General features: G+C 47.0%; 13 protein-coding genes. 12 read left to right on the forward strand and 1 reads right to left on the reverse strand.

Annotated elements, in window-relative coordinates; genetic code table 11:
* The first annotated feature begins 9 nt into the window (after positions 1–9).
* The 6 genes from L1D31_RS03145 to L1D31_RS03170 all read left to right on the forward strand — a co-directional run bounded on the left by L1D31_RS03145 (position 10) and on the right by L1D31_RS03170 (position 6,907).
* The gene (locus L1D31_RS03145) at positions 10–795 is read left to right on the forward strand and encodes a methyltransferase domain-containing protein (protein ID WP_239835625.1); all 786 of its coding nucleotides are present in this window, start codon (positions 10–12) and stop codon (positions 793–795) included.
* Positions 792–2,351: a transporter substrate-binding domain-containing protein gene (locus L1D31_RS03150; protein ID WP_239835626.1), complete on the forward strand. Its 1,560-nt coding sequence runs from the start codon at positions 792–794 to the stop codon at positions 2,349–2,351. Before L1D31_RS03145 ends, L1D31_RS03150 begins: the two co-directional genes overlap by 4 nt.
* The gene (locus tag L1D31_RS03155) at positions 2,348–2,971 is read left to right on the forward strand and encodes a hypothetical protein (RefSeq protein ID WP_239835627.1); all 624 of its coding nucleotides are present in this window, start codon (positions 2,348–2,350) and stop codon (positions 2,969–2,971) included. The genes L1D31_RS03150 and L1D31_RS03155 overlap by 4 nt, the downstream gene beginning before the upstream one ends.
* Positions 2,968–5,046, forward strand: coding sequence for a hypothetical protein (locus L1D31_RS03160; RefSeq protein ID WP_239835628.1), 2,079 nt, complete (start codon positions 2,968–2,970; stop codon positions 5,044–5,046). Before L1D31_RS03155 ends, L1D31_RS03160 begins: the two co-directional genes overlap by 4 nt.
* 104 nt (positions 5,047–5,150) lie before the next feature.
* Positions 5,151–5,927 carry a lamin tail domain-containing protein gene (locus tag L1D31_RS03165; RefSeq protein WP_239835629.1) on the forward strand — a complete coding sequence of 259 codons (777 nt, stop codon included), beginning with the start codon at positions 5,151–5,153 and terminating at the stop codon, positions 5,925–5,927.
* Between the two features lie 17 nt (positions 5,928–5,944).
* The gene (locus tag L1D31_RS03170) at positions 5,945–6,907 is read left to right on the forward strand and encodes a hypothetical protein (RefSeq protein WP_239835630.1); all 963 of its coding nucleotides are present in this window, start codon (positions 5,945–5,947) and stop codon (positions 6,905–6,907) included.
* Here L1D31_RS03170 and L1D31_RS03175 read toward each other — a convergent pair.
* Positions 6,819–7,130, reverse strand: coding sequence for a hypothetical protein (locus L1D31_RS03175; protein WP_239835631.1), 312 nt, complete (start codon positions 7,128–7,130; stop codon positions 6,819–6,821). The two genes, L1D31_RS03170 and L1D31_RS03175, sit on opposite strands and share 89 nt — an antisense overlap.
* 150 nt (positions 7,131–7,280) lie before the next feature.
* Here L1D31_RS03175 and L1D31_RS03180 point away from each other — a divergent pair, with 150 nt between their 5' ends.
* The 6 genes from L1D31_RS03180 to L1D31_RS03205 all read left to right on the forward strand — a co-directional run bounded on the left by L1D31_RS03180 (position 7,281) and on the right by L1D31_RS03205 (position 11,198).
* Positions 7,281–7,703 (forward strand): hypothetical protein, encoded by a 423-nt coding sequence (locus tag L1D31_RS03180; protein WP_239835632.1) that lies wholly within the window; start codon positions 7,281–7,283, stop codon positions 7,701–7,703.
* An 18-nt stretch (positions 7,704–7,721) separates the two neighbouring features.
* Positions 7,722–8,021 carry a hypothetical protein gene (locus tag L1D31_RS03185; protein WP_239835633.1) on the forward strand — a complete coding sequence of 100 codons (300 nt, stop codon included), beginning with the start codon at positions 7,722–7,724 and terminating at the stop codon, positions 8,019–8,021.
* A gap of 48 nt (positions 8,022–8,069) precedes the next feature.
* A complete protein-coding gene (locus tag L1D31_RS03190) occupies positions 8,070–8,846 on the forward strand; it encodes a hypothetical protein (protein ID WP_239835634.1) in 777 nt (258 codons plus the stop codon).
* A gap of 84 nt (positions 8,847–8,930) precedes the next feature.
* Positions 8,931–9,638 (forward strand): hypothetical protein, encoded by a 708-nt coding sequence (locus L1D31_RS03195; protein WP_239835635.1) that lies wholly within the window; start codon positions 8,931–8,933, stop codon positions 9,636–9,638.
* 21 nt (positions 9,639–9,659) lie between these two features.
* Positions 9,660–10,502, forward strand: a complete 843-nt coding sequence (locus L1D31_RS03200) for a hypothetical protein (RefSeq protein ID WP_239835636.1) — start codon at positions 9,660–9,662, stop codon at positions 10,500–10,502.
* Between the two features lie 102 nt (positions 10,503–10,604).
* The gene (locus L1D31_RS03205; RefSeq protein WP_239835637.1) at positions 10,605–11,198 is read left to right on the forward strand and encodes a hypothetical protein; all 594 of its coding nucleotides are present in this window, start codon (positions 10,605–10,607) and stop codon (positions 11,196–11,198) included.
* The last annotated feature ends 42 nt before the right edge of the window (positions 11,199–11,240 follow it).

An 11,240-nucleotide genomic window follows, 5' to 3' on the forward strand; every position in this document is an offset into this window, starting at 1 on the left:
AGTCTATTCATGAACAATTCCCAATCAACAACCATCGCACAATCCTACGATGATTATTATCGCATCGGCTTGTACACCTCTCGCTATCCAAAAGCCAATATCCGGGTCTTGAATACCCTTTTTCATCACGCTCAGTTTCTTGGTCAAGATGCAATAGCACTGGACTATGGATGTGGTAACGGGCGATATAGCTACCCACTGCTTAAACAAACAAACTTACATCTGTATGGCTTTGATATCAGTGAAATAGCGGTTCAACAGGCCAAGCAAGCAACGCAGCACTACTCCGAGCGCGTGGAGTGGTTCAACGACCAAACACAGCTGATCCAACACATCGATAGCCACAAGGTAAACTTCCAGTTAGGTTTACTTCTTTTTGGTGTCATGAGCCATATTCGAGAGCAAGCGGAACGCATCAAACTCTTAAAGTGGTTTTATACAAATATGCAACCCGATGGTTCACTGATCTTATCCGTACCTAATCGACGACGGCGTTTTTTCAAACGGCAATGGCAACAAAGAAATCAGCAACAACTGCCGGGAGATATTCAATACGAGCGTTACCAGTCGGGCCGAAAAATCCCTCTTTTTTATCATCTTTACACTGTAAACGAGATTAAATCAGAGCTCCTTGAAGCCGGGTTTGAAATCGAGACAATCACCGCAGAAAGTATTTTTCCAGAGCGTTTTGTGATTCAGAGTTCTGTAATGGCCTTTTTAGACAATTTGCTGTGTAACCTTCTGCCAGCATCACTGGGTTATGGCTTATTAGTAGTGGCAAGGAGGCGCGCATGATTCGTTTGTTTACCCTCTTCTTGTGCTGCTACATGCTGCTCCCTGGACATGTTCAAGCGCAAGACTTACTGAGCAAAATTAAACAATCTGGTCGGATTGTTATTGGTGTCAAAGCCGATTACCCACCTTGGGGAATGCTGGACAGTAATAGTCAACCGGCAGGTTTTGAACCCGACTTGGCAAAAATGATTGGCCAAGCGCTCAACGCCAAGGTCGAATTCAAAACAGTCACTAGTGCTAACCGATTCCAAAAACTTAATGAAGGGCAAGTCGATATGCTGATTGCTACCGTTGGCGATTCGATGCAACGTCGACAGCGAGTCCGTATGATCACACCTCACTATTTCCGCAGTGGTGTCACTGCACTGGCCCACAAATCCAACCTTGTTGCACAATGGACAGACTTAATCGGGAAGCCCGTCTGCCTGACGGCTGGGGCATACTTTAATAAGTCTTTGGTACAAAATTATCGGATCAAACCGATCATTTTAATGAGCAACCGAGATGCCAAACTGGCTCTGCTGACGAATAAATGTCAGGCATGGGCTTATGACAGCGGCATCCTATTCCACTTGTCGAATCAAAAAGAGTGGAGTGACTATAGTGTTGATGTAGAAACCATCATGCCCATTCACTGGTCAATGGTCACTCGCAAGGATACCGCATCACAATCTTTCGCAGACTGGTTGTCTCGCTTTATTGCCAGCCGCATCAGAGATGGTCGACTAAAGAGCCTCGCTCAACAATGGCAGCTACCTGAACAAGACTATCTCGCTCAGCAACACAAAAACTGGAACTCAGTGGATGAAAATGGTGATGCCTTGTGTCAAGCCAATAGCCAGGAAATAAGCCGGCAGAAACTCTGCTTTGATACTGTCATATCGCTTGGTCAGCAGGGTGATAAAAAACTGTGGCCTTTTGACCGATTCGATACCGAACGGCTTATCCAGTCAATGCTCCATACCGCTCTCTTCACTTTGGTGTCGATCTTTACAGCGGTAGCACTGGCATTATGCTTTACCCAAATGACCCTGAGTTCAAAAATCTGGGTATCCAAACCCATCGCCTTTCTGACTCACCTACAAAGCTCAATCCCTCCGATTTTGATGCTTTACCTGATCTATTTTGGCGCTTTATCTTTCTGGAATGAGCACGGCCAGCATTGGTTATTAAGTGGAGCCAGTGTCGCGTGGTTGGTACTGGCACTGTACACAGCATCAGGAATCAACAACCTAGTCACGGCAGAAGTGGCATCACCACTTTCCTTAACTCAGCGATACCTTCATCATAGTGCAGGAGTCAAAGCCAATTTAGTCAATCTCGCCAAAGCAGCCGGCATGGCCAGTGTTATTGCTTCCCCCAATGCCGTGCTTGTCGTTAACACCTTAGTCTCGAGCTCTGGCTACCCCGTCCTACTCATGACTCTTCTGGCTCTGTTTTATTATCTCGAAGTCCTGCTGTTTGCTTACCTTGTCGGCAAGCTATTCACACGCTATTCCGATTATCTGAAACGACAAACTTCGGCCGATATCAACAACAAAGGAGCGTTGCAATGATTCTATCAGACATGGCTTTATGGCTGTCGCTCACTTACGCGTTTAGTCTCAATATCCTAATTGCCATATCAGCAATGACCATCGGCTTCCCACTAGGGGCTCTCTTAAGCCGTGGAGCGAATCACAGCCAAGCCCCCATAAAATGGTTGGCAAAAGGCGCTCAATCTTTGCTCTGCAACGTGCCCAGTTTTGTCATGCTGTTCTACTTGGCGTTAATCGTCCCCTCACGCTGGGAAATGATGGGGTTCGAGATGTATGTCCCAGCTCTAGGTAAAGCTATCATCGCTCTGGCTATCCCTGTCATGGGCTACAGCTGTGACCTAGCCACACAAAAGCGTACCAGCGGTAAGTCCTTCTCGTTATCGGCCGTCAATCAATTTTTCCTAGTCATCTTGATGGCTTCCACCACAGCCTCGGCTATTGGGGTGGACGAGATTCTAGCTACATCAAACTCCTACATTGCTTCATCAGGAAAAGCCGACGCAATACTGCCTATTTACACCATGGTGGCGTGTTTCTTTATTGTCAGTGGCGCCTTGTGCCAAAGCTTTTTGAAGACTTTCATCGCACTCGCTGAAAAGCGTCAACATCGGCATGTTGAATCGGGAGACCAATCATGATCAAGCCTTCCGAATTGCAGTACTACCATTTACGCTGGATTGCGGCGCTCATTTGGTCAGCCGCGGCCTTCATCACCATCAGTATTTACCAGTGGCACGCAGATATCGATACTGAAATCCGTCATCATCTGGTGCAGCAGAGCCAAACCGCCACTCAAGCCATTAATAAACGCTTGTCTGAGTTATCACACAAGACAGAACTGCTCGCATCTGCCATCAATCAGAAGCAACATAATGATCAAGAGCTGCGTGATTTGATCACTCAATCCGTGATGACCACCAAAGGCGCACATCGTGGAGGGATCGCCTTTCACAAAAATCGCTACCCGCTGTCAACCAACCCTTTGTATTCGCCCTACTTTCAAAAAAATGGTGAGAATCGTCCAAACCAGTTTATTTCAGAGCGTTACGACTACACCTTGCCAGACCGAATGAACAACGGCCCACGCACATTCTGGTTTCACCAACCGATGGAAAAAGGCAGTATGTGGATGGAGCCGTATTTCGGTACTAACGCCAATACCTGGCTGGCTGAATATATTGTACCGTTTGAGTCCAGCTACGATGGGCAGATCAATAACGGCTTTGATGGCATTGTCTTTCTCAATTTTTCCCTCAACAGCCTGACGAAACAAGTTCTTAACCTTAACCTTGGAAGCCAAGGCTTTGGCATGCTGATTTCACATACTGGGCAGATATTGGCCTACCCTAATAAGTCTGTGCTAGGCAAGGATATTTATCGCTTAGATCGCAACGAATATCCGCTTCTTGCATCGATCTCAGAGCAACTTTCTAAAGGCAACTTGTCTACCTTTTCTCATCCTGTGACGGGTCGAGAAGAATGGATGGTGCTGAGCAACATCGCTGGCCTAGATGCTCAACTTGGGCTCATCATTGATGCTGATGAGCTACGAAAATCTACCGCCTCTCACGCTTGGTATCATGATTTGGTTTGGTTTCTGCTCATCGCAGGCTTGATTATTTTTATCGCTTCTTTGCGTTTTCCCAACTCCTCGAGATACCGATTAAGACGCCTATTCACTGTTCTATCCTTGTGTCTTCTTTCTTATCTTTTACTGCTTTGGTATCAAGCCCTTGCACCAAAACCGTTGAGCAAAGGAGAAGCATTATTAGTCAACGAAGAAAGCGCCTATCTGGCTTCGCAGGCTCATTACCCTCTAGGGGGGAAAGCGTCCTCTGAGCACATTCACCCTATCAACTTAACCATAGAGTCCTTAGATCTTGTTGAAGCCGATCAAGTCAGCATTGTGGGGAAAATCATCACCACAGAGCAAACCACCGATGAGCCCCCCCTGCATATCAATAATTCACTGGATACCTCTTGGTCTTTAATCCGAGAAAGTGAAGAATTTCAGCTCTGGCAGTTTGTCGCCCTCATCAAACAGCCTTTTGATTACGAGTCTTTCCCGTTTGACCGTGAAGTCATTGAATTGACTATGATTCCGAGGCCAGAATCTGGTTACCTGATGTTGGTTCCAGAATTCGACAGCTATCCGTCAATGCGACCCGAAGACCTGCCCGGAATTAGGATGGCCGAGCACGATTTTGGTAGCTGGAAGCTGCTGCAAAGTTACTTCAGCTATCAGACTGACCAGCTTTACAACGGCCATCGCACCATCAACCTTAAGTACAATATGGTGATCCAACGCAGCATCACTGGTCCACTGATTAGCCACATCATGCCGCTGTTGGTCGTGAGCTTTCTCACTTACTGTATGTTGCTTCTATGGACAAAAGATGAAAAACAGCAAGCACTATGGGGTTTCAACACTGCCACCGTTCTCCAATACTGCGCGTCATTGTTTTTCATCTTAGTCATTGCGCATGTTGCCCTGCGTGAAGAATTGAACGCCCAAGGGGTTATCTTCATCGAATATTTCTATTTCCTCGCTTATCTGCAAATCATTTTCACCTCGATTGGCGCTCTGGCTTACACCACTGAGATGAAAATTCATGCACTAGAGTACCAACAAGGGCTGCGAGTCAAACAATGGTACTGGCCGTTACTGCTGATGCTGTCGTTGATAATTACTTTATTGTTTATCGAAAAATGACCGAGCATCGATTCACGGCAATTCTAGTTGAAAATCCCCGAGTATTTTTCGGGGATTTCGCTACATTAGACACGTTCAATGCCCTAAAAAACAAGGAGTGACTCGTGTCAGTGAATACCCAATACATTCAACAAGAAGTACTTAAAATTCTCGATCAACTGTCGATGCCAGAAAAGCTATCTCAAGACAATATGGATGAGTGCTGGCAAAAGCTCAATCAACTGCAAGTGCTCAATCAAGTTGAAATTTCTGCACTGGATTTTAAAGGAAGCAGCTCCCCATTGGATGAGTCGGTCACGATACGAAATCGTGGCAATCTGACCGTTGACATCAGTGGCTGGCACATTCAGGCCGGGTCGCCTGATCAGCAGTATATCTTCCCTGAGCATACCTACTTATCGCCGTCTGAAAGCATCAAAATTGACACTTCTGGCAAATCTGAGCACAGCTTCGGCTCTAATCAACCAGTGTGGAATAACCGAGGCGATCTTGGCACGCTGGTTAACCAAAATGGACAAACGGTATCCAGCTTCATTTATGGTGATAAGGCCCACCCCCATACCATCATCAGTCATATTAACTATGACGGTGAAGAGTTTCGCAGTGAAGGGGATGAGTATGTTGAAATTCATAATACCTCTGAACATATCGTTGACCTCAGCAACTGGCGCTTAGAAGCACTACGCAATGAGCGTTGTTTTGTGTTCCCTGAAAACACTCAGCTTGCGCCACTAACATCGCTGCGCATCTTTACCAACAAAGCTTCGCTTGAGCGTAACGAGTTCAGCTTTAATAGCCCTACCGCCCTGTGGAACAACAATGGCGGTAGCTGCGCGCTGATCGATTATCAGGACAGAGAAGTGTCCAGCTATAACTATTAATCAAAAGGGGATAGCCGTTGACGAGTGACTCACCAGTAAGATCAAGGACTCATGAATCGGTCCCTGAGTCTGATCTACAGCAGTTGATCCGCGAAGGTATTCAACTGCTGCAATACGTTGCTCGTCACGGTGATCTCACCATTGATCCAGGGATTGCTGAAGGAATCTACCGCGCCAAATATAGGATCGATACTCGGCATTGGAGTGTTGAGGATGAAACCTTGCTGTTGCAATGTTATGACCGTTTAGCCAAGCAGGTCTACCCAGTGACGGTTGAGAGTATTAAAGCTGTCGTCCCTGACGCCAAAGATGGCAAGCTGGAATTACCAGGTGCGTCGAGAGTCATCACTTGGTATCGGCGCTACACGGTTTTCACGCTAATTTTCCTGTTGCTTGTTCAGATGTACTATTTGTTTGGTTACGCTCTGACACAAAACCTCCTGACCTCAGTCGGTGCTTCAGACACACTCGGTTCACCTATGCCACCCGATATGGAAGCCAACTACCAACTGCTTAGGAACTGGAACCACATCTGGCTAGGTGGACGCAATATTCCTTTGGATGCCGAGAGAACCGTCAATGAAGATTCACCAGTCGAGTACTCCGCAAATCTGATCGCCGCCCAATCCGTATTGCAAATGCTGCAAAACTACATTTTACCACTGATGTATGGCCTGCTTGGGGCGTTCATTTTCGTTCTACGTAGCTTGCTGCAACAAGTCCGAACCCTCACCTATACCGCAAGTCGTGAGGTAGGCTATCGACTAAGGCTCACGCTTGGCTGCCTAGCCGGAATGATCACTGGCTGGTTACTCAAGCCCGAGATGGGTGATATGACACTTTCCCCTATGGCGCTGGCCTTTATCGCCGGTTACAGCATCGAAGTGCTGTTTACTTTGCTTGATCGCCTGATTGATGGGATTCGTCGTCAGCCTGAGTCGCCTCCTGAATCTTCTTCAGCGGGTCGAGCGCCTGATTAGCCATTGCCGGAGCTTGTTCAACAAAGGTTTTCACCAATTTGGCCACCATCTCCAAAGATTCTTTCTGTAACGATTCCAGCCTATCCACGCCTTGCAGCACACTGATAACTTTCTGATAGACCTTGACCTTTTGCTTTACTTGCTCGGGTGTCATCTTCAGCTTTTGCAATTTGGGTTTGTACGCTTTCTTGACAATTTTGAGTGCATTAATCAAATCTGACATAACCTTCCTCGCTTTCGTGCCCTGCTTTTAACTTATCACTCAACAAGCAATAAACACGGTCAAATAACCCAATTATTCAGCCAATTAGCCTGAGCGAACTCCTCCCTTTCACGTCATCATGGCGTGAAACCCGAAAAATAAGGATAGACAATGAAGAACCATTACCTTGGCTGGCTCGCCGCCTGTTTACTATTACTGACAGGTTGCACGCTACGCTTGGTCGCACCCTACGATCTTCAAACCGTTCAGCAAGCACAAAGTATCGAGCGCGATATTGAATTCCTTTACCTCAGTCTGCAGGCACTACCGGAAAATGAGCGCCTCTATTCTAGATTCGTCGACCAATACCTCAAGATAGACGTCAACATTCGTGGGCTAGAACGCCGACAAGCAAGACGAGAGCAAAATCAAGAAACTTTAAAACAAGCGCAAACCTTAGTTCAGTTCTGGCAACAAGACATGAAAACACATCAACAAAAACACACCCTGTCAAACTTTCTCATCAAGCGTCGATTAGACCAATACCAGCGGCTTATTGATGCGTTAATCCGTGGTGAACTCGCCAAACAATAATTTTTTAAGGAACAGAAAATGACGGAAAACATAGACAGCATCATTGAACAGATCACCAGCCAAATTGAAGATTCACCGATTAAAAACCTGCTGGCCAGTGCACTGACAGTCACACTTGATAAACAAAAGTCCACGCTGGAAGAGCTGATTGCCGCAAGAAACAATGGCGACTTAACCGATGAAGAGTTTGAGTTAGAAATCACGCGTGAAAAACAAATTGCCGAGGCTGAAATGCTTACTTGGCAGATCAGTGCCAAGTCGGAAGTACAAAAGATCGTCAATAAAACATTTAGCGCACTGGTGAACACGCTAGTGTAACGGTTTCTGGCGGGAGAACTCTCGCCACTTTACTCATAAGGGGGAAGAATGGGCAAATACCGACGCCGTCGAGTCATATGGGTTCCTCGTGGCTACCGACTCAAATCCCGCTATCGCACACTAAGTCAGGCTTCGCAAGCAGAAGCACAACCACAGGCAGCGTCCGTTTCTCCTACCGCAGAAGCGGCAAGCCCTCCATCAACTTCGCAGACAAGCCAGGAGGCTCTTTCATCAAGTGAGTCACTCGTACAAGAAGCGGACAAAGCCACGAGTAATGCCAACACTAAGCTCGCCGAATTTGATACCCACTTTAATCCGTATCAAAGTTATGTCCAAGATCTTGCCCGCTGCCTAACGAGTATGCCAAAAAGCGTGTTTAGCACTCACCCTCAAGAGGAAGCCGTATGCACTGAAAAGGCCGGCTCTGCCGAAGAGCAGGTGACTCCTGCAAAAAAGCCACGCGAGAGCGCCCCCCCAGAATCTGGTGAAGAACCGATTAAGCTCAGACCAAAAATGGAATCCGAAGTCACCGCAGCATCGGCCAGTCACATTTCACCCACTGGCGTTAACTGGTCTCAATCATCAAGCTATCAGGATGGTGCGGCTTACACTTACCAATTTCATTTTAAGGCCAGCCCATCTTCAAAGAATGAGCGTAAAGTCGCCGTAGACACTCAAAAGGAGAGCTCTTCTCAAGTAGATGAAAATAAAGATAAAGTGATATGTAATCCTGCCAATTCAAAGGGCAAAGAACAACCTCGTCAACCTCACCTTCGTAGGCTGACAGGCGTACGTTCCTGCATGCGAGCAACGGATCATCAATAACCCCAGAAGAGTGAACTATTGCACCAAGTATGCACGCCCTGAAAACCCTATTCTGCGGAGGTAACTACTCAACAGGAGAAACCAATGAGACAACTACTATTTCGCCTTTGCGAAGCTTCTGACGGACGCACTTTTGCTTTCTTAACAGATCAGCCAGATGTTGAAGATTTTTTTGATAGCGGCTACAAGGTGGCCTATAAGTACCGAGATGGACACAAAGGTAAACAACTATTGGCCCGCTGGCGAAGTTCATATTCTGTTAAATCACAACCTTACACTCAGGTCCCAGAACAAGACGAACTTCCAGAAGGGGTACAAAGTGCATTTGATACCATGATCTCCAGCTTGATCCCTGGTGTCGATGTTTTCTTCTGTGATTACAATTTAGCCATCGAAGCGGATCTGCCTATCTGTAACCAAGTGATGGATGCTTATCGTTCTACTGACTTCGTTCTCTTCTCATGTGAAGAACTGATTGGCAACGATCCAAATACTCAGCCATATATGGTCTCTTATGCGGCACCACGCTACCCTGAATCAGGGAACACTGGCAGCCAACACCGAATCTACAGTAAAACCGATGGCTTTGCCTTTGCTCAAGCTGTGAATGCTATCGTTAACCAACGAGATCGTGATGCGCTGAATGGTGGCCATATCCGCTCAGAAGTCGATACCTACATTAGTGAACCCTCTGTGAAAGAGTCCGTTGCGGAGCAAGTGATTAATCGTTTTGTTGAAACACTGCCTCAGTTTAACAGCAACGTTAAAGCCCTTAGTGCCCCCACTGAATAATCCCAACTGGGAGGACTCTTAATGCGAGCAGACCAAATGTATTATGCGGCCTTCAGCGCCGCATTAATGGCCGGAGCAGAACCCGGCCTCGCCCAACGGCTGGCATACCAACTGGCTTATCTGGCGCTTTCTTCTCCGATCCATGAAGCACAGCCAACACCTGAGGCATCACCGGAACTGCAGGAATGGTCAGAACACTCTCGAGCAGGCGGACCGATGTCGATGCGCCCTATTAACCCGTTAAGTCACGTTGACTGGCTCAATGGCGGGGCGCTCAATGAGCGAGGTTCAAAACTTGGGCAGCACGGAATCACTGGCCGATATCACTACTCTCATGAAGCGAGAGAAGTCAATCGCCCCCCCTCACCTGAGCAGAAATACGCTGGTAAGATTAACCGCGCTATCCTACTGGCCATGACAAATGCCGATAGCCTTGCCACCAGCAAGTTTGTGGCTGCGTTGTATCAATACCTCAAGTCAATCAACGCAAAAAAGGCAGACGTTCAGCACAACTACTGGTTGCTGATGCACACGATTCGCTGTTTTTTGTTTGGCACTACATTTCAATGGCAACCAGAATATGCCAAAAGCACAGACGTAAGACAGCAGAGCAAGCCCATGTATCCAGTGATAAAAGCGCTATGGTCATGCTTTGAAGCGGGGATTGAAGAACCAGAACTTTCAGATATTTTGTCTGAGCAACTGAGTTATTTCTCACCATCTCAGCAAGTTCAATGTCTGTCGCTGGGCACCGCCTTTCGCCCTGACCTGTTGAATGATTACAACCTAGCCAATCATGCAAGCCAAAGCCGACTGTTCTTACATGAACTGGATGATGCCCAGCAATGGCTGGACAACTCGTGACCTCAACCTAACGCCAGCATCCCCTACTCTATGCTGGCTTATCCCGAGTTTCTACTCCCCCTGATTGATACCCTGACATCATAATGCATTCGGAGAAACTTTATGATTCAGCAATCCCTACTTAGCCACCTCGCTAGCCAGCACAATTTTAGTCGGGCAAACCAAGTCATCGCTATGTCTCAAGCCAAACCTTTTGTGCATTCGTGGTTAACTCTCGATCTTAGCCTCTCTTTGACGCAATCTTCAGACATGGATGACATCCATTTCGCGTCACCATATTTCAGTGGCGATGAGTACCTTAAGTTTGTGACCAAACCGAATACTGTGGAACCTTGTGACAAACGCTACGCGTCAAAGGCGGATCTGCATATCGTCACTCCGGGAAAAAACCTCTGGTTTGAGTTTCATGTTCTGCATCAGGACGAACTGGCATCCAAAAAAGATCGCAATAAACTCTATGATGATGTCAAACGAGTCACCGCATTGCGTGACGCCTTACCCGGAGATGAAGTGATGTTGTTGGTCGGATTGTGGGGTAGTTTCAGTGGCGAAGACATTAAGCACTTCGAGCCACTTGATAACAATAGGCAGTGCGCTTATGTTCTCGATACCAGCTTAACGGGCAGCACCCAGATTGCGAGACTGAGTCAAATGAAAAAAGAGGGCGAACCTCGCTTTCTGCTCGCGGCTTTCTAACAAGATTTGCAGAGACAGCCACAAAAAAATCCGCCGTTGATG

The organism is Vibrio sp. Isolate23, assembly GCF_022398095.1.
GTDB lineage: Bacteria > Pseudomonadota > Gammaproteobacteria > Enterobacterales > Vibrionaceae > Vibrio > Vibrio coralliilyticus_A.

What these genes read in the sequence shown, in the direction of transcription:
- L1D31_RS03190 (WP_239835634.1), top strand. Translation starts at nt 8,070, where the DNA reads ATGGGCAAATACCGACGCCGTCGAGTCATATGGGTTCCTCGTGGCTAC.
- L1D31_RS03180 (WP_239835632.1), top strand. Translation starts at nt 7,281, where the DNA reads ATGAAGAACCATTACCTTGGCTGGCTCGCCGCCTGTTTACTATTACTG.
- L1D31_RS03150 (WP_239835626.1), top strand. Translation starts at nt 792, where the DNA reads ATGATTCGTTTGTTTACCCTCTTCTTGTGCTGCTACATGCTGCTCCCT.
- L1D31_RS03185 (WP_239835633.1), top strand. Translation starts at nt 7,722, where the DNA reads ATGACGGAAAACATAGACAGCATCATTGAACAGATCACCAGCCAAATT.
- L1D31_RS03205 (WP_239835637.1), top strand. Translation starts at nt 10,605, where the DNA reads ATGATTCAGCAATCCCTACTTAGCCACCTCGCTAGCCAGCACAATTTT.
- L1D31_RS03175 (WP_239835631.1), bottom strand. Translation starts at nt 7,130, where the DNA reads ATGTCAGATTTGATTAATGCACTCAAAATTGTCAAGAAAGCGTACAAA.
- L1D31_RS03160 (WP_239835628.1), top strand. Translation starts at nt 2,968, where the DNA reads ATGATCAAGCCTTCCGAATTGCAGTACTACCATTTACGCTGGATTGCG.
- L1D31_RS03195 (WP_239835635.1), top strand. Translation starts at nt 8,931, where the DNA reads ATGAGACAACTACTATTTCGCCTTTGCGAAGCTTCTGACGGACGCACT.
- L1D31_RS03145 (WP_239835625.1), top strand. Translation starts at nt 10, where the DNA reads ATGAACAATTCCCAATCAACAACCATCGCACAATCCTACGATGATTAT.
- L1D31_RS03155 (WP_239835627.1), top strand. Translation starts at nt 2,348, where the DNA reads ATGATTCTATCAGACATGGCTTTATGGCTGTCGCTCACTTACGCGTTT.
- L1D31_RS03200 (WP_239835636.1), top strand. Translation starts at nt 9,660, where the DNA reads ATGCGAGCAGACCAAATGTATTATGCGGCCTTCAGCGCCGCATTAATG.